The following is a 17,865-nucleotide window of genomic DNA, read 5'->3' as shown; positions in this document are numbered from 1 at the left end:
GCATAGAAGAATGAATTATAGTTTTAAACTTATAAAGTAAAAGATAGGGTTTACTTTTTCTGCAAAGATTCATCCTTTGGTTTAGCAACGCCCCATTTTTCAGAAGTAAGTTATTCTAGAAATACCAGGAAAAATTTGATGAGCGAAGCAAGGTTAGAACAGTTGGTCAGTGAAGGGAAGGCGACGATACTTTACATTCATGGAACAGCTAGAAGCGGATCGACGATCACAGAAGTTATTTTTGCCCAGCTAGCGGACGGAGCAATCCATCAGCCTTTTGTGGGTCTGTACGACAAGCTAGGGGGTCTCCTGAGACAGAACAAACTTCCCTTTGATGCTGATATATACGAAGCAGGTTGTGGCTTAATTGCCGATAAGATAGAGGAGATGCTCCAGCAGAAAAGCCACGTTACAATTCTGGTGAAAGAAGTTTCTTGTTTCTTTCATCCGCAAATATGGTCCCAATGGATTCAGATTCCCAAAAAGTTTCTGTTCATAATCCGAGAACCTCATTTACAGTATCTATCATGGTTATCCTATATGGCTGACTTGATGTTTAAGGGCAATGGCTTATTAATGGGGAATCCTGCTTTAGTAATGGAGAAGGCTCAGGTTACAGAAGTGGTAAAACTCCAAAGCCTCAAGCCAGCATGGTCGGGAACAACCATTAGTTATAACTTCCAGCAATGGCAGAGGCTAATTCACGATTGGAATTTGCTGCGATCAACAATGACGGGAAGTTCAAAAAAACTGGCAGTTTTGGATTTGATTGAACTCAGGAAAAATCCAGAATATGCAATTGCTAAGACAATTGAGCAATTGGGTTTTGAAGTTGATAATGTCAAGGAGTTTGGTCGGGATTTACTGGCGCAGTCCCAGGAAAAGATTTTCGATCCCAGAGATAGCAACCGCATTCAAGTTAGGAAGGCACGTAATAGTAATGAAATCCAGCCGTTAGTGCTTGGAGAAGCTATAGAACCCCATGCTTTTCCACTTCAGTCACGAGAGCATATTTGGGAACTGATTCCCATTTACCTTGATCTGCTCTACGCACCAGAAAATATGGCTATACCATCTTGGCAGCAATTAGAGCAGACTGTGGCAGGGAGCGAAAGCTTGAAACTAGGAGATATTCATCCTTTTGTTGCTTATGCAATCGCCATTTTTCACAAGCATGAAAAGCCCGCACCAGAAATAAATTCTCTGCTAGATAGTATTGTCAATGGCAAAACGAAAACAGCTCTGGGAGAAGAAAAACTCAACTCAGAATTGTTTGGAGATTCCTTTGCTGTGGTGGATGCTTACTGGCAGCAGGCCAACTAATACTAAATCCGGAATTATTGTTGGCGATCGCCTTCCGTCTGGAAGAAACTATAAAAAACAGAAGAGTAAATCCCCAGATTCCTAAACACGAGGACAGTTAGCCAAATATTAGACATTGCCATTGTCAAGCCAGTTGCGATCGCCGCTCCAATAGAGCCGAAGATGGGAATTAATATCCCATTCAAAACTATATTGATTAAGGCGGTATAACCGTAAACAACAACAGCTTGATTTTGATGACCTGTCATTACCATCAACAAGCCGACAGAGCCACATAAAGCATTCACCATTTGTCCTAAAACCAAAATCTTTAGCTGCCAGTGAGCGACGATGAATTCCGGCCCAAACAGTCCCATCACAGGCTGAGCGAAGACAATGAGGATAGAACCGATGGCGAGAGAAAACCAGAAAATCCAGACAGTCACCTTGGAGACTAGGTTTTGTAGCCCCTGCTGATCGTTTTGGGTGTAAAGCTCAGTAAAGACAGGTGCAACTACAATATTAATGGTCTGCAAAATAAAAGCCACCCAAATGGCTGTCTTTACTGCCGCACTGTAAATACCCGCCTGCTCAGGTCCAATCAAGGAACCCACCATCACAATATCTGTTTGACTCAAAATAGTTTTAAATCCCACTTGTAATAGCAAAATTAGGGCAATGTCTATCCACTCGCGATAGCAATAAACAGGGGTTGTTACCTCAACCTCTTTGTTCAGTTTGCTCCACAACTGCCAGAACTGAAACGAGAGGGCGATCGCTAGCATCAACATTGCCAGTTCGATTGTTGTGATGCTGCCAAGGGCATGGTTTTTGTGCCAAAAAAACCATCCTCCTAACAGCAATAATATTGGCCAGATTACTTCAGAAGGTGCGTAAGCTAAAGTTACATCTTTCATCCCCCTAGCTGTTTCCAACTGCAACTGCACCAAAGCCTGTAGCGGTACCAACCAAATCCCAATCAGAAGTGGTGTCGCGTAGGCAAAGGTGTGATAATGATTCAGCAACAATATAAGACCTGTACTTGCTAGAGATAGCCCGAAACTCGTCAACACAGTCAGCAACCAGCCACCACGGACGATGCCGCGCAAGCGTCCCCAATCTTGTTTAACTTGGTATTCAGCAATTAAGCGTAACGCTGTGCGAGGCAAACCTAGTCCGGCGGGAATTGCGATTAACAATGACCAAGAGATGACATACTCATAAATGCCGTACTCAGTTTTGCCCATCCATCGTGCCAGAAATACTTGTACTAAGTATGTCAGTGTTAGCCCCGCTAATTTGAGAATTAATGCTACTTTGACATCTTTAATTATAAGGTTTAAATTGAAATTTTCTTGAGTTTGTGGTAATGAGGTTTGAGTCATAAATGCTAATTCATTAATTATTCCAAAGGGCGGTTCTATTCCTCATAGGTACTAGACCAGAAATACTCCTTTAGAAGCTATCCCACTATTTTTAACAAGTTTATTTGTTTAAGTAAAATGTGTTTGAAAAGCTTTATTTTTCGTTTTTAACTATCAACATATTTAGAGTTTTTAGCAAAAGTCTTATTAGTGGGATAGGTTCCCTTTACTAACTGATCGGATCGGGTTCTCACAGCTAACACGACATAATAAACACTATAGAGTCACCATTAGAGTTGTTGGTTTTTCTGAGCATGATCGCTCTTTTATTCCTGAGCGGGTATTATCAGTAATTGACAATTCCCAATTAATGTCAATTGGGAAATTACCAAATCCTCCCAGGCTAGAGTTTACCACATAACCCTAAAATATGTAGATAATACCAATTTGATAAATGTTTGCTACAAATTGTAAATTGCAAGTGGTTATTCCTAATTTCACAGACTCTTCATATCAAGCACCTATTTCTGCGTAAACTTACTGAGCTTTAAAGTATAACACAAATATTTGATATCTCTGTAGATCAGGACTTACGCACAGACACTAAATCCAGTGAAAGCGAATGGCATTCGCCCGTGCATATGGTGTTTTAAAGGTAAATTTGCGTAAGTCCTGTAGATATAATAGTTTGGAGTAGATTGAAACTAAATCTACAACTACCGCTGATTAATTTAGAGTAAACTGTTAAATTATTTAGGAAAAATCAAATACTTATTAAGTATTATTGGTAAATCAGAAATTATGAACAATAGAAATGATTTTAATGTAGTAGTTATTGGAGCAGGTCCAGCAGGTTGTCAATGTGCTAGAAGTTTGGCAAAATTGGGACGCAAAGTTTTATTAGTTGAACAACACGAAACATTTAATAAAAATGACTTTTCTAGTGCTGCAACTCCTCAAGAAACTCTCGATAAATTTGATTTACCAGAAACAGTAGTTGGTAGTTATTGGCAGAAAATTAGTATTGTGACAACTAATGTTAATCATACCTGGGCATCACCAAAAATATTAGGAGCAGTTTTAAATTTTGCCAAACTTAGAGAATTTTTGGCGGGAGAGGTGGAAAGTTATGGCGGTAAAGTTTGGATGGGTTGTCGCTACACAAAAAATTTTCAAGAAGAGGGAAAGACTGTTGTAGAAATGAGGCGTTTCGGAGGTGAAAAATTTACTGTTAGTACAGAAGTTTTGGTTGATGCAACAGGACCAGCAAGAGCAGTAATGTATGACAAAAAAAGTGGGCAACCTCAATTTTTAACGGCTGCGGGAATTGAATATTTAATAGAAGTTGAAGGAAGAGAATATGAGAAATACGCTAAGGATTTGATTTTTTTCTTAGGGCATAAATGGATGCCAAAGGGTTATTCTTGGATTTTTCCTATGGAACCAGAAAAGCACAGATTAAAAATAGGTGTGGCGCGGTTTAATCTAGAACATAAACAAATAGTTGAAACGAAATCTATGAGATGGTATCTAGAATTATTGATTAAAGATTATATGAAACTTGAGGAGTATGAATTAATTGATTCTCATGGTTCAACTGTTAGATATTCTGTGGGATTAAAGGATATTTATTATCAAGATAATATTATTGCTATTGGTGATGCTGTATCTACTATTAATATGTTGGGTGGGGAAGGAATTAGACATGGTATGGATAATGCAGAAATAGCTAGTAAATATATAGAAAAATATCTCGATCAACGCTTATCTAGTTTTCGTTCCTACCAAAGAGAAATGCAGAGACGATATGCCATAAAATGGAACATTTCTGAACAAATGGGGCGCAGAAGATATATGCAAGATAGTGATGAGTTGATTGATAAAGGAGTGAATTATTTAAGATCTTTGACAGTAGAGGATATGATGAATATTTTATTTGCATACAATTTTCAAAAGTTGTATAAAGGATTGGGTAAATATTTACAACGTAAAATAAAGTTAGTTTGGCAACAAGTACAAGCATTCAGCGGTCAGCTATCAGCTATCAGCTATGAGTTATTAACTCATTATTTTGGTAGGAAGAATTAGACATCTCCTCCAAAAGAGGGATTCAACAATTAATAATTAATAATTAATTATTACCTCTCCTTTAAAACGGATAGGATTGACTAATCATGAAAATTTTTCTTTATTATGCCCTTCAAAGGGGAGGCTTTAAACCACAATTTTTGGTAAGGATTAGTAGGGGGAAAGAATTGATAATTTCTGTGGGATAATTAATTTTATTTTTTATCATTTTCTTTGTGGGTTTAATACCCCACCGTCTACACGGTGTTCAAAATTACTTGGGGTGAGAATCCATAAGTAATTTTCCTCCTGTCTCCTGTCTCCTGTCTCCTGTCTCCTTCTTCAATATTGGAGATGTCTATTTAAAATTACTATAATTGTTGGATTGCGCTGTGGCTTAACCCAACCTACTATTTATTTGAATTGGATATTATCTATGATACATGGGGAAAAATTATGATGTCTAAAATTACAGAGGTTAATCCGATTATTTGGCAAAATGACCGTGTTGTATTAATCGACCAAACTTGCCTACCAGGAGAATATAAAACTGTAGAAATTAATAACTCTACGGAGATGGCAAGAGCTATTAAAACAATGATAGTTCGTGGGGCACCAGCTATTGGTGTATCAGCGGCTTATGGAATGTATTTAGGGGCAAAAGAAATTTCTATAACTGATAGAAATGAGTTCTTAAAACAGTTAGAAGAAGTGGCTGTAATGTTACGACAAACTCGCCCAACTGCTGTTAATTTATTTTGGGCAATTGAGCGAATGTTAAAAGTAGCAAATGAAACGAATAGCTCTGTAGAAGAAATTCAAACGGCTTTATTAGAAACTGCTAAAAATATTCAAGCAGACAATTTACAAACTTGTAAAAATATTGGCGATCGCGCAATAGAAGTTTTACCGACTTCTCCAGAAAAATTAAACATTTTAACTCACTGTAATGCTGGTGCTTTGGCGGGTACTGCAGTCTTAAATGTCTTTAGTTCAGCGTGGGGAGGGGGTAGACTAGGGAAAGTCTATGCGGATGAAACTCGTCCCCGTCTCCAAGGTGCAAAACTCACGACTTGGGAATGCGTGCAAGAAGGTATTCCTGTTACTTTAATAAGCGATAATATGGCTGCTCACTGTATGAAACAAGGTTTAATTCATGCTGTAGTAGTTGGAGCTGATAGAATTGCTGCTAACGGAGATACTGCTAATAAAATTGGTACTTATAGTTTAGCTATTGTTGCGAAGGCACATAATATTCCCTTTTTTGTGGCAGCACCTTTATCAACAATAGACTTCAAAATATCTGATGGTAGTCAAATACCAATTGAACAGAGAGATGCAGTGGAAATATATCAAGTAGGAGAAACACGCATTTGTCCGCAAGGAGTAGAATTTTATAATCCAGCATTTGATGTTACCCCTGCGGAATTAATTGCAGGAATTATGACAGAATACGGTACAGTTGCGCCGGGAGATTTGAAACAGTTTCAGGCTCAACTCTAAAGTATAGCAGAAGGAAAGGGGAAAAATTTGGCGTTGTCTAAGTTTTACTTTTGATATGTCCTAACTTTTCCTTCAACTACGCTCGCAGCTAGATTACACAATATTAAATTATTTTACTTGATCTTTTCCCAAAAATCCAGTTATTTTATCACTCCTAAACTTCCTAGTTGTACTATCAAATCTAGCTTCATCAAAACTTCATAATTTATTTTTGTATAAGTATGCACCTCAAAGCTTTATTTGGCAATTAATTCCACTAATTTAAACTACTAAAAACACCATCGGAAAAATTGAAGTTTCAGTAAAGAAGCCCAAAAATCCTTGCAAACAAAATTGGGTAGCGTGATAATACAGATACTGAATTTGAAAAAGCTTTATCTAAGCAGATTCACTTAAATTCACTGGCCTTTAAAAATGTTCTGTCATATCTAACTTACTTCGCAAGCTCTCTGATTGTGCTTGTGGGTAGGTTTAGTTGAACAGTCAGAAGAATTTTAAACTACCTTTTGATTACTGTAAACTTAGCTATTGCTCGATAAGACCATTTACATGATTAAACTTACAACTGTTGCCAAGTATGCTTCAACTGCCGCCCTAGGTGCTACCCTGATTGCCCTAGATACCATGGCAGCCCAAGCATTTACTTGATTTAGCGATCGTGCAGCATTTGATGCAGCAACCCCTAGTCTGACTCTAGAAGATTTTGAGGACAATGGCCTTGCTGATGATAGCGTTTTTTTATTTCCAGTCCTGAATAACGCAACTGCACCCTGGATTGAGCCTGGATTAGAATTCTCTTCTATAGGACCAGCCACCACTGGTATGGTTTTGCTCACAGAGGGTTTTTTTGGTGCACCTTCTGATCTAATTGGTCCTAACGCTTTTGTGAATGACTTAAATTTTGAATTGAGTTTTACAGATCCAATTAATGCAGTTGGCTTCGATCTATTTGGTTTGGCAAATCCTGGAGAAACCACTGTCACTATCCTGGGCACCAGTGGTGAGATAACCTCTCGAGTTGTTCCAGCAAATCTTGTAGGGACTTTCTTTGGAATTTTTGCTCCTGGCGAGTCCATCACAGCAATTCAATTCTCTAATTCAAATCCTGAAGGTTTGGGTGAGCTTATTGATAATGTTGCATTTACCATGGTGCCAGTGCCAGAACCTGCTTCTTTATTAGGTTTACTTGGAGTCAGTGCTTTAGGTGCTATTTCCCTCAAGTGCAAACAGAAGCAAAACAAATAGGTTCACAGCCTCAATTTAGTGCCAACCTAATTATCAAACGACTATTTTTTATTTTACTGGAAGACGTACCTGAAAATATTGAAAATATTAGGTAGGGTATGTCTCCTAATTTTAGCAGTTTTAATAGTTCTCTAAACCACGATCAATCAAAGTTTAAAATGTATTAAGTAAGCCTTACTTAAAGCACTGACTTACCCTTTTATTCACAACGCCAAATTTTGACGGTATTGTCACTACTTCCACTCACAATTGTATTATCATAACCGCTAATTGCCACAGAATTTACATCTTTAGTATGACCGTTCAAAGTCTTAATAACTTCTCCAGTTTTCATCTCCCAAATCTTAATAGTTTTATCTGCACTGCCACTAATTATTGTTTTTTTATCCAAACAAATTACAGACCTAACCCAATCAGAATGCCCAGTAATTGTTTTAATTAATTGGCATTTTTCTACAGACCATAATTTAATTGTTTTATCGCTACTACCACTGACTAAAACTTTACCGTCAGGACTAAAAGCAATTGTATTAATATCTCTAGTATGTCCGATTAATTTATCTATAAGATTACCTGTTTCTACTTCCCATAATTTAATCACATTATCGCTACTACCACTAGCAAGAATTTTGCCATCGGGGCTAAAAGCAACTACATTAATGCCACGAGAATTTTTGATGCTGTACAAAAGTTGACAAGTTTCTTGATGCCAAATTTTAATAGTCCGGTCGTCACTACCACTGGCAATAAAATCTCCATTTGAGCTAAATACTACTGGCATTGAAACAATAGAATCAGAATGTCTGGATAAACTGCAACTGATTGTACCTGTAGCTAAATCCCAAATATTAATAATTCCACCAACATTACCAATAGCTAGGATATTACTTTGAGGATTAAAAGCAATTGATAAAACTATATTAGAAGCCACAAAAGAGTCTAATAATTCTCCTGTAGATAATTTCCACAATTTAATTGTCCGGTCAAAACTACCACTAGCAATCATTTGATTATCTGGGCTAATAGCAACTGATGAAACTGAACTTAAATGACCGGAAATAGTTTGAGGTTTTCCCCAAGAATAAAGATGTAATCCTGGTACATAATTTGTATCTTTGAGAGAAATTTTTGGGAATGAAAATTGGAGTAAAGATTGTGTAGGTGGGGGTGGTAATTTCCCGTAATTCAAATCTTTTAAGACATCTGTAGCAGATTTATAACGTTTGTTTGTAGCTGCAGTAATTAATTTATCGAGAATATTTCCCAATTCTTTGCTAATCGGATTATCGATTAAATAATCTCGCCATACCCATTTATTTTCCCCAGTATCAAATAGTTTAAATGGAGAAATATTGGTCAGTAAATTGATGCAGGTTACGCCTAAACTGTATAGGTCACTGGCAAAATTTGCTCTACCTTTGAGTTGTTCTGGAGCTACATATTCGGGAGTACATAATATTGTGCCTGGTTTAAATATTGGAGTTCCAGTTAACTGTTTTGCTACATCAAAATCTACTAATACAAATTGACCTTTTATTCCTGCTTGATAAGCAGAATTTGATGGTAAACGACGAATTATATTTTCAGGTTTAATATCTTGATGAATAATGTTGTGGGAGTGAATAAATTCTAGCACTGGCAGCAGACTATTTAATAGTTCTCGAATTTGATATTCGGAAAATATTCCTTCTGTTTCTAAAACTTGAGCTAAGTTTTTTCCAGGTATAAATTCTTGGACTAAATATTGACAATAATCATCATGTAAATTTGCTAATAATTCAGCTATTTGGGGATGTTTTCCTAAAGTATCTAATTTTTCTGCTTCTTTTTCAAACAAAGCGATCCCTCTTTTTATATCTACTTCATTTTGTGAGATAAAATAAAATTGTTTAATTATACATGGTGGTTTAGAAGGTTTGTCTTGATCTACTGCTAAATAAGTTTTGCTGAAACCTCCTTGACCAATCATTTTAATGGCTCTATAGCGGTCTTTTAAAAGTAACATAGAACCACAAGGTAGACAAATTCTAGCTTCTGGTGGAGAATTAGGATTTTTGCAATTTTCTTTAAGGCAGTAATTCATCTTTTTTTTCTACTCTCCTAACGATAAAATTTAGTCAGCACACCATATTAACGAAGTCAGAAGTCAGAAGTCAGAAGTCAGAAGTCAGAAGTCAGAAGTTAACCCACCCCTCGCCCCTCCCCCTCCCAGGAGGGGAAGTAGGGGATTTGAGCAACTCTCCAAAAATATTGTGCCTTAAAAGGCGGGGTTTTAGACCCATGTTATTTTGATAATTTTTGAATTTTAACTTTTGACTTTTGACTTAAAAAAGGTGCTTTAGAAGAGCTTAATTGACATAATAATAATTTTTGACTTTTGACTTTTGACTGTTGACTTAAAAAAGGTGTTTTAGAAGAGCTTAATTGACATAATAATAATTTTTGACTTTATAATTTTTTGACTTTATAATTTTTTGACTTTTGACTTTTGATTTTTGACTTTGTTACTCCTGTTGCCAAATTTTAATTGTATTATCACTACTACCACTAGCTAAACTCTTTCCGTCCTGAGAAAAAGTAACAGAATTAACATATTTTAAATGACCTTCTAAATTAGCTATTTGCTGACCAGTTTCCCAATGCCAAATCTTAATAGTTTCATCCTCACTACCACTAGCAATAATATCTCCTTGAGGACTAAAAGCTATGGCACAAATATCTCTTGAATGTCCTTCCAAAGTCTTTAATATTTCACCTTGGTCTATTTGCCAAATTTTAATATTTCGATCGCGACCACCACTAACTAAAGTTTTACCATCACAGCTAAAAGCAACCGCATAAATATAATGTATCCCTTGATAATAATTGCATAGAGTCTGAACAGCATTACCTAAATTTAGATCCCATAATTTAATCGTATTATCTTCACTTCCACTCGCCAAAATTTTGCCATCAGGACTAAAAGCAACCGCACGCACTGGTCGTGAATGCCCAGTCAAAGTCATTATCACTTTCCCATAGCTAGGTTCATAAATATCGTCCCCAAGTCGCCAAATTTTAATATTATTATCCTTACTTGCGCTAGCCAAAATTTTGCCATCGGGACTGAAAGCGATCGCCGTTACTCCCTTAGAATGACCAAAATATTCTCCCAGACTCCAGTCACCAAGAATACAAAGAAGTTTCCCCGTCTTAACTTCCCAAAGTCTAATAGTTTTGTCTTCACTCCCACTAGCTAATATTTTGCCATCCCGACTAAAAGCAACAGAGTTGACATAACCCGAATGTCCAAACATAGTCAATATTTCTCTGCCACTATCTACTTGCCACAACTTAACAGTTTCATCCTCACTCCCACTCGCCACAATATTGTCATCAGGACTAAAAGCAACGGAACAAACCCATTTTTGATGACTGGTGAGAGTATGTAGACATTTCCAAGTTTGAGTTGCTAGGGGTTTAGGTGTAACCTCCGGAGTTTGGATAGCAGTTTGATCTTGAATATGAGTCAAGTTGACTTGAGTATTAGCATTTAAAGTTTTGATGACTTCGTAAACAGACTGATAGCGACGGTTAATAGCATTTTCCACTAGTTTATCTAAAACATAACCCAACTGTTCGCTCACAGAATTACTCTTTAAATAACGTCGCCACACCCAAGTACCGTCACCCACATCAAATAACTCAAAAGGGGAAACGTTGGTCAAAAGGTGTAAACAAGTCACCCCCAAACTATATAAGTCACTTGCAAATACTGCTTTGCCTCGGTTTTGTTCTGGAGCGGTGTATTCCGGAGTGCCAATAGTGGTACCTGTTTTCAAGAGTGCCGTTCCGAGAGCATATTTGGCAGCACCAAAATCTACTAATACTAACTGACTGTTACTGTTTTGACGACGAATAATATTGTCTGGTTTTATGTCACGGTGAATAACGTTGTGAGAGTGGATAAACTGCAACACTGGCAGTAAATTATTGAGTAAAGCTTTAATTTTCTCTTCATTGTAAGGTCCTTCGATTTCCAGAGCTTGGCCTAGATTTTGTCCGGCGATGAATTCTTGCACTAAGTATTGTCGCCCATCCTGGATGAAGTGGGCCATTAATTCGGGGATTTGGGAATGTCTGCCCAATTCGTCTAATCTTGTAGCTTCTTTTTCAAAGAGTTCGGCAGCTTTGCTGATATTGTTTGTGCCTTGGGATGCTGGAAAAAATTGTTTAATGACGCAATAGGGTTTGGAGGGTTTGTCTTCGTCGATAGCTAAGAATGTTCTGCCAAAACCTCCTTGTCCAATGAGGTTAAGGGGACGATAGCGGTCTTTGAGTAGTAGTTTTGAGCCACAGTTTTGACAATATATATTCCAGTCTGGGTTTTGGGGAATTTGACAGTTGGGGTTGAGGCAATGACTCATGCCGATGATTTTTAGCTAAGGATAATATGGCGCTACGCGCAAGTCAAAAGTCAGAAGTCAGAAGTCAGAAGTAATCCCTGACTACCTTTGAGCATTTATAAATGTCCTAACCTATTTGCGTAGTGCTATATTGATTATATTTTGCTTAGGAATTTTTGACTGAATTTGATTATTGGAGTTTATCAATTTATTGTCACTTTTTAAGAATAGGCAAGATAAGTTTTGAGAGTTTTTTATCAACTATATTGTTGTTTCTGTCAGAATTGGCTTAAGTTAAACATAAATTAATTTTTCTTGGTTTTTGTGTGAAGTAGCATTCGCGATCGCTTTTGTAGAAGGAAGAAGGAAGTCAGAAAACTGGTGGAGAAGCAAATTAGTGAAATTTTATCAAGGGAATGTTTTTAGTATCAGTTAAGCGTATGTTATTTACTTCATTATTATTATTGTCAAAAGATTCTGCTGGTTTCATTGTGCTTAACTTATTAATGGGTATTGAAGGGAATCTCATTATTATCTATCCATTTAAGGAAACTGTTCTACTTTGAGTATCCTAACTTCCAAAAATAAAGTTATTACTTGATGTTTATTTCTGTCAAAATCTAATTTTTCAACCTTAGTTATTGACTAAGCAAATATCTACAAATGGAGTTAATACTTGACCCGTCCACAATCCTTCAATTACTTAAGTTTGTTTGTTAAGAAAGTCATAGCATTCTTCAGTATCTTTCTAATGTTCATATATCAACCGAAGTTGATACCGTTCTGAATGGAGAGGTTGAATAAGTAATCTCTCACCTCTAAATGAGGTACTAAAACCATAGTTTTTACCACAAAGCCAACAGATTTTGGCATCAAGAAAAAAGCTGATACTTTCTCCCGGTATAGCTAAAATAAAATCAGATTTTAGTGGTGCAGCGGAGGTCAACCACCCTATATCAAATGGTACACTTGCACCATCTTTAGCCCTAATAATCTCAGGAAATAATCCAAAAGAAAAACTAAAGTAAAGAGGGCGATCGCTATTATTGGTAATCCTAATTCCTATCTCCACCGGATATCCTGGGGACGGATGTAAAGGTCGTGTTGATAGATGTTTTCCTATATCCGAAAGTTTTTGAATTAGGTCTTTTTTAGGAAGCACTAATACCTGTTATGGCACTAGAATTTTAAAGCTAATACCATTAACTTCGATACAATTACTTTCATTCATAAAATATAATTTTTTTTATTTCCTCCTCAAAAATTACATATATATTAGACATCTCCAAAAATTAAAAATTAAAGCAATTATCCTACAGAAATTATCAATTATTTTCCCCTACTCCCTACCCCCTCTTTTATAGAGATGTCTATTGTCTAAAAACATACTAATGCAGGATGGCAGAAATAACTGGTTACAAAATCCTAAAACAATTACAAATCAATACTTTTGACTTTTAACTTTTGACTTTTAACTTCCGCGTAGCGACACTAACTCAACTGCACAACAGCTTGCTCATTTAATAAAATTTCATTATTCAATAAATCTTCTACTGTTATTCTGAAAAATCTAGATTCATCGACCCAAAACAATACCTTAATTCGATCGCTTCCAGGATTTCCGGGAGGATTTAATTGAGCAATACTACGACCTCCCTCTCGGTCATTTAAAGGTTTTACTACTGTTTGTTCTCCAGATATTTTGCGAGTAATTAGGCGATCGCCATCGAAATAAACTTCTGTGCCGCCAGACTTAACCTCCAATTCTCCTAAGAGAGTTCTATAATATGCTATTATATTTGCTTCAATTTATCTTTAATCTCTTCTAACTTACATTCCCATTCTCTAAGTTTGATTAATTTGTTTTCCAATTCTTGCATTTGTAATGATTGTACTGTTTTTACTCGAGTTTTATCTTGTTCTGAACTAATCGATTGCAACTTACTCCCATACAATTTCCATGTATAACGATTATTTATAAAATGATCGTCATTGTCCTCTGGTACATGAAACTCTTTTTTTAAGATTCCTGTTTCTAAATCTAGAGTTTTTTGAAGAAAGTCACTATAAGCTAGATTATTTTTTTGACAAAAACTATTTAATATTTTATTAAACATAATACTTCTATTTGTTCTTTCATATATATCAGGTAGACAGTCGAATAAATATTTTTTTAGCTCTTTAACTTTCTCTTTATTTTGAACTGCACGAGTTATTTGTCTATGTACTTTTCTAAGTGCATTCTTCTGACTAAAAATAGATGGTAAATTAATACCCAAAATATAAATTAGCCTTTTTTCTAATCCTAAACTGTTAATAAAATCAAAATACATTGAGATTACTTTCTCAGCAAAATCAAGAAACTTTATATTTTCTTGCTTCACAACCAATCTGTAATAATATCCTAGATCGACATCTACTTAACCAAACTTTAAAATTAGTAAATCTAAATCTTGATGCTCATAAATTGTTTGTCTGATTTTATCGGCAACTTTTAAGGTAGATTCTCTCTTACCAAAACCTGTCATTGGAGCTCCCGGTATTTTATATAAATGAACTTCTATGTTTTTGTACCTTTGGTGGGGAGCAAAAAATTGAGAATAGGAGTCCCCAAAGATAACATATTTTTTCTTTCTATCTAGATTTTCTCCATAACCATATACTAAACGATAATTAAACATAATACCATCAACAAATATATTAACTCAACTGCACAACAGCTTGCTCATTTAATAAAATTTCATTAGTTAATAAATCCTCTACTGTTATTCTGAGAAATCTAGATTCATCCACCCAAAACAATACCTTAATTCGATCGCTTCCAGGATTTCCGGGAGGAATTAATTGAGCAATATTACGACCTCCTTCTTTATCATTTAAAGGCTGTACTGAAGTTTCCTCTCCTGATATTTTGCGAGTAATTAGGCGATCGCCATCGAAATAAACTTCTGTCCCACCAGACTCAGCACCTAACTCTCCCAAAATTAATTCAATACTGGGTTGACTATTCACCGAAGCACCCAAAACCAACTCCACAGGATTACTCATTGGATATGGTTGACCAGACTTAATCAAAGGATGCCAACTATGAGCATTTTTCCTTCTATCCCAATAGCGGATACCATAACTGTGATACAAAAAGTCCTTAACCTCAACTCCTTGAGTTAATTGCAATGCTCCCTGAGAAATTGCTTCAAAAGGTTTTTCACAACGAATTTTTGCAGCATCAAAATATTCTTTTACCCACCTTTGAACTGCTGGTATTTGTACTGTTCCTCCCACCAATAAAACAGCATCAATTTCTGATAATTCTATTCCTTGTCTTTTTGCCTGCTGTAAAACCTGATTCATGGAATTATCAAGACTGACAAAAAATCCCTTTTCCTTGAGAATTTCCTCAAAGCCATCTCGCCCTAATTCCAACTCATAACTTTCTAAATTTTCATCATCAAAATAAACTTCCGTTGCCTGCTGTTGTAAAGACAATTGAATCTTTAACTTTTCTGCCAAACGAGTAGTTAAAGGAGTCTTTTCAATACCTTGATTTTTGACAAAATAATCCACTAACCAATTATCAATATCCGACCCCCCTAAATTCTGTCCTGATTTTGCCAAAACTCTGGCAATTTTTGGCTTTTGATTTGAACTTTTACCAAAAGATTTTTCACCCCATTTCAGAATAAAACCCAAAGGTTGTTTTTGTATCGAATTATCCAACCGCACCAAAGATAAATCTAAAGTTCCGCCACCAAAATCAACCACCAATAAAATTTCTGCCTCTTTCATTGCATAACCTAAAGCTGCGGCAGTAGGTTCATCAATCATTCTTACTTGGTCAACCTGTAGAGACTGGCAAACCTCACCCAACCAATTACGATAAGCCTCAAAACTATCTACCGGAACAGTAAAAATTAAAGATTCTACAGGCAAAGGCACTTTCCGAATACCAGCTACAACTTCTTGTAAAAATAACTCTCCTACTTGTTCAAAAGAAACTATTTGACCATCAAGTTCAGGCAAAAACCCTTTAATATCTGAGCCAATACCCCGTTTAAAATTCCGAAAAAATCGAGAGTCTGTATTAATATCGTAACCTTTATCTCTAACTTGCTGACCTATTACTACTTTCTTTTCAGCAGCATTTTCCACATAAACTAAACTAGGAATTAGAGGTGGATTTTGTCCAGAAATAATTGACAAACCTGGTAATTTAACAATTTCAGGCTGTTGAGTTGTTTGATTCCAACGGGAGATTACCGTGTTACTTGTTCCAAAGTCTATCGCGATCGCCATTCAGCTATCCAATTTAATATGCCATATTACTCAGAATTATAATGAGGATAGCTTGATTTATCAATCACAAACAAGAATAGACATCTCCACCAAATGAGGGAATAGGGAATAGGGAATAGGGAACCCACCCCTCGCCCCTCCCCCTCCGGTGGAGGGGAATAATTGATAATTTCTGTACGATAATTGATTTTATCATTTTCTTTGTGGGTTTAATACCCCACCGTCTACACGGTGTTCAAAATTACTTGGGGTTAGAATCCCCATGTAATTTTCCTCCTGTCTCCTGTCTCCTGTCTCCTGTCTCCTTCTTCAATTTTGATTTTTGGAGATGTCTAATGAGGTAACTACTAATTACCTTCAAATCAATCTTAACCACCAGGTAATTGGGCTAAATATTCACTGACTAAAATAGCGATTCATCTTCTTTTATATATAGCAATCCTAAATTGGTTGTGGCAAAATTCCATACTGAAAAAGTTTGGGAAAATCGAATATTTGACCATAGCGCAAAAAACTTAAATAGCCACTTAACTATTTTCAAAGAACTACAAAGATGATCAAACTGTCTGATGAATTTTTTGACTTGTAACCAAATCTCTTCAACAGGGTTTTGCTCCGGGGCATTCGGGGTAAATTTTGTACAATTTATCAACCATTCCTCTTCTTGTAAATCTTGATTAATTTTTATCAAATATTCTCGAAATTCTCGATAATTATAATAAGTTGTGGCATCCCAAAATATTGCCAATCTTTTTCCCGTTCTTTGCCGTTGCAAATATTTGATAAACTCTATGGTATTTTCAGTATTTCCACTTTGATACTATTGAACTATAAATTCCTTTGTTTGGTAGTCTAAAGCTCAATAATAAGTCTGTCTTTCCTTTTAATTTTTCATCGTAATTTCTATTCTTTTATCTGTTTTTCCCCAAGCATAACCTAATACATCCCCCCATAGCAGATGACATTCGTCAATTATAAACACTGCTTGGTTTCCCGCTTCTATTTCCGGTTGCCATTTTGCCAATTTATCCTCTATTTCTTTTTTTTTGCTTTCACTTATTCATCATTTTTAGCTGGATGATTTTTTTGAATTTTTTTCCAACTTATTTCAGCCTCTTTGAGTAAGTTATAATAACTCTGATAGGACTCAAAAACGACGTTATATTGGTTCTGTAAATAGTTTTGCAACTCTGATAATCTCAGATAATCTTGTTCTCTCAACTAATCAATTGTTCTCTCTTTTTCTTCAGCCTTTAAGTAACCTTTATGCAGACAGACTCTTCCTGCGGAATGCTACGCAAACAGGCATTTTTTGACCAGAAAATGTGTAAGTACCACTAACTACAATTAGTCTAAACTGCAAAACTGTCTAGTTTGCTTCTGAAGCCAGTTTCCTTAATCCTATCCAGAAAATACAAAGGATGAAAAAAAATAAGATAGGTAGTATTAAATTGGTAGGGTAGACTAATTCTAAAGTTCCAATATACCCATATTTATCCTCAAAGTCATAAACTTTTCTTTCTCCATCAAATTCATATAAACGCCTCCATAATGAAATTTTAGCTTCATCAAGGTTTGCAACTCTTTAATTTCTGTATTTTATTTAATCCTCATTCCTTAGTTCAGCGATCGCTATCTGAAAAGTTTTAATTATCAATCTCAGCTTCTAATTTTAAAATTTTCAACTTTGTCATCAACCTCTGACA

13 protein-coding genes and 2 pseudogenes are annotated in these 17,865 nt (G+C 35.9%); 4 read left to right on the top strand and 11 right to left on the bottom strand.

Annotated elements, in window-relative coordinates; translation table 11 throughout:
* Positions 1-138: 138 nt before the first annotated feature.
* On the top strand, positions 139-1,323 hold the full coding sequence (locus D5R40_RS09075; protein ID WP_124146053.1) for a hypothetical protein: 1,185 nt from the start codon (positions 139-141) through the stop codon (positions 1,321-1,323).
* A 14-nt stretch (positions 1,324-1,337) separates the two neighbouring features.
* Here D5R40_RS09075 and D5R40_RS09070 read toward each other — a convergent pair whose 3' ends face one another.
* A complete protein-coding gene (locus D5R40_RS09070; protein WP_124154529.1) occupies positions 1,338-2,687 on the bottom strand; it encodes a flippase in 1,350 nt (449 codons plus the stop codon).
* A gap of 780 nt (positions 2,688-3,467) precedes the next feature.
* Between D5R40_RS09070 and D5R40_RS09065 the strand changes: the two genes are divergently transcribed.
* Together D5R40_RS09065 and mtnA are read left to right on the top strand one after the other, a co-directional pair.
* Positions 3,468-4,754: an NAD(P)/FAD-dependent oxidoreductase gene (locus D5R40_RS09065; RefSeq protein ID WP_124154528.1), complete on the top strand. Its 1,287-nt coding sequence runs from the start codon at positions 3,468-3,470 to the stop codon at positions 4,752-4,754.
* Between the two features lie 435 nt (positions 4,755-5,189).
* Entirely contained in the window at positions 5,190-6,236 is a 1,047-nt protein-coding gene (mtnA, locus tag D5R40_RS09060) for an S-methyl-5-thioribose-1-phosphate isomerase (RefSeq protein WP_124154527.1), read from the top strand.
* Between the two features lie 545 nt (positions 6,237-6,781).
* Here the strand turns inward: mtnA and D5R40_RS34900 are convergent.
* Entirely contained in the window at positions 6,782-6,949 is a 168-nt protein-coding gene (locus D5R40_RS34900; RefSeq protein WP_161564959.1) for a hypothetical protein, read from the bottom strand.
* 109 nt (positions 6,950-7,058) lie between these two features.
* Between D5R40_RS34900 and D5R40_RS09055 the strand changes: the two genes are divergently transcribed.
* Complete coding sequence (locus D5R40_RS09055; RefSeq protein WP_124146057.1) at positions 7,059-7,481, top strand: PEP-CTERM sorting domain-containing protein; 423 nt, start codon at positions 7,059-7,061, stop codon at positions 7,479-7,481.
* Positions 7,482-7,680: 199 nt separating this feature from the next.
* On the opposite strand, the gene D5R40_RS09050 is transcribed toward D5R40_RS09055, so the two are convergent.
* From D5R40_RS09050 to D5R40_RS09015, 9 genes and pseudogenes are all read right to left on the bottom strand, one after another.
* Positions 7,681-9,564, bottom strand: a complete 1,884-nt coding sequence (locus D5R40_RS09050; protein WP_124154526.1) for a serine/threonine-protein kinase — start codon at positions 9,562-9,564, stop codon at positions 7,681-7,683.
* Between the two features lie 421 nt (positions 9,565-9,985).
* Complete coding sequence (locus tag D5R40_RS09045) at positions 9,986-11,887, bottom strand: serine/threonine-protein kinase (protein WP_124154525.1); 1,902 nt, start codon at positions 11,885-11,887, stop codon at positions 9,986-9,988.
* A gap of 727 nt (positions 11,888-12,614) precedes the next feature.
* Positions 12,615-13,028, bottom strand: a complete 414-nt coding sequence (locus D5R40_RS09040; RefSeq protein ID WP_124146060.1) for a hypothetical protein — start codon at positions 13,026-13,028, stop codon at positions 12,615-12,617.
* A 329-nt stretch (positions 13,029-13,357) separates the two neighbouring features.
* Positions 13,358-13,642: pseudogene (locus D5R40_RS09035) on the bottom strand (Hsp70 family protein); the annotation flags it as partial.
* Between the two features lie 17 nt (positions 13,643-13,659).
* The gene (locus tag D5R40_RS09030; protein WP_124146061.1) at positions 13,660-14,250 is read right to left on the bottom strand and encodes a hypothetical protein; all 591 of its coding nucleotides are present in this window, start codon (positions 14,248-14,250) and stop codon (positions 13,660-13,662) included.
* 36 nt (positions 14,251-14,286) lie between these two features.
* Positions 14,287-14,547 (bottom strand): hypothetical protein, encoded by a 261-nt coding sequence (locus D5R40_RS09025; RefSeq protein WP_124146062.1) that lies wholly within the window; start codon positions 14,545-14,547, stop codon positions 14,287-14,289.
* 19 nt (positions 14,548-14,566) lie between these two features.
* Positions 14,567-16,159: an Hsp70 family protein gene (locus tag D5R40_RS09020; RefSeq protein WP_124154524.1), complete on the bottom strand. Its 1,593-nt coding sequence runs from the start codon at positions 16,157-16,159 to the stop codon at positions 14,567-14,569.
* Positions 16,160-16,400: 241 nt separating this feature from the next.
* Entirely contained in the window at positions 16,401-16,535 is a 135-nt protein-coding gene (locus tag D5R40_RS40885; RefSeq protein WP_275670408.1) for a hypothetical protein, read from the bottom strand.
* Positions 16,536-16,600: 65 nt separating this feature from the next.
* Positions 16,601-17,425: pseudogene (locus D5R40_RS09015) on the bottom strand (IS630 family transposase); the annotation flags it as partial.
* Positions 17,426-17,865: the final 440 nt, after the last annotated feature.

The sequence above is a fragment of the Okeania hirsuta genome (assembly GCF_003838195.1).
GTDB classification, from domain to species: domain Bacteria; phylum Cyanobacteriota; class Cyanobacteriia; order Cyanobacteriales; family Microcoleaceae; genus Okeania; species Okeania hirsuta.
The sequence above is the reverse complement of the archived record's forward strand: the minus strand, read 5'-3'. Positions and strand labels throughout refer to the sequence as shown.

Bases quoted from the DNA above. Each gene is read 5' to 3' on its own strand.
- D5R40_RS09075 (WP_124146053.1), top strand. From the start codon at position 139: ATGAGCGAAGCAAGGTTAGAACAGTTGGTCAGTGAAGGGAAGGCGACG.
- D5R40_RS09070 (WP_124154529.1), bottom strand. From the start codon at position 2,687: ATGACTCAAACCTCATTACCACAAACTCAAGAAAATTTCAATTTAAAC.
- D5R40_RS09065 (WP_124154528.1), top strand. From the start codon at position 3,468: ATGAACAATAGAAATGATTTTAATGTAGTAGTTATTGGAGCAGGTCCA.
- mtnA (WP_124154527.1), top strand. From the start codon at position 5,190: ATGATGTCTAAAATTACAGAGGTTAATCCGATTATTTGGCAAAATGAC.
- D5R40_RS09055 (WP_124146057.1), top strand. From the start codon at position 7,059: ATGGTTTTGCTCACAGAGGGTTTTTTTGGTGCACCTTCTGATCTAATT.
- D5R40_RS09050 (WP_124154526.1), bottom strand. From the start codon at position 9,564: ATGAATTACTGCCTTAAAGAAAATTGCAAAAATCCTAATTCTCCACCA.
- D5R40_RS09045 (WP_124154525.1), bottom strand. From the start codon at position 11,887: ATGAGTCATTGCCTCAACCCCAACTGTCAAATTCCCCAAAACCCAGAC.
- D5R40_RS09025 (WP_124146062.1), bottom strand. From the start codon at position 14,547: ATGTTTAATTATCGTTTAGTATATGGTTATGGAGAAAATCTAGATAGA.
- D5R40_RS09020 (WP_124154524.1), bottom strand. From the start codon at position 16,159: ATGGCGATCGCGATAGACTTTGGAACAAGTAACACGGTAATCTCCCGT.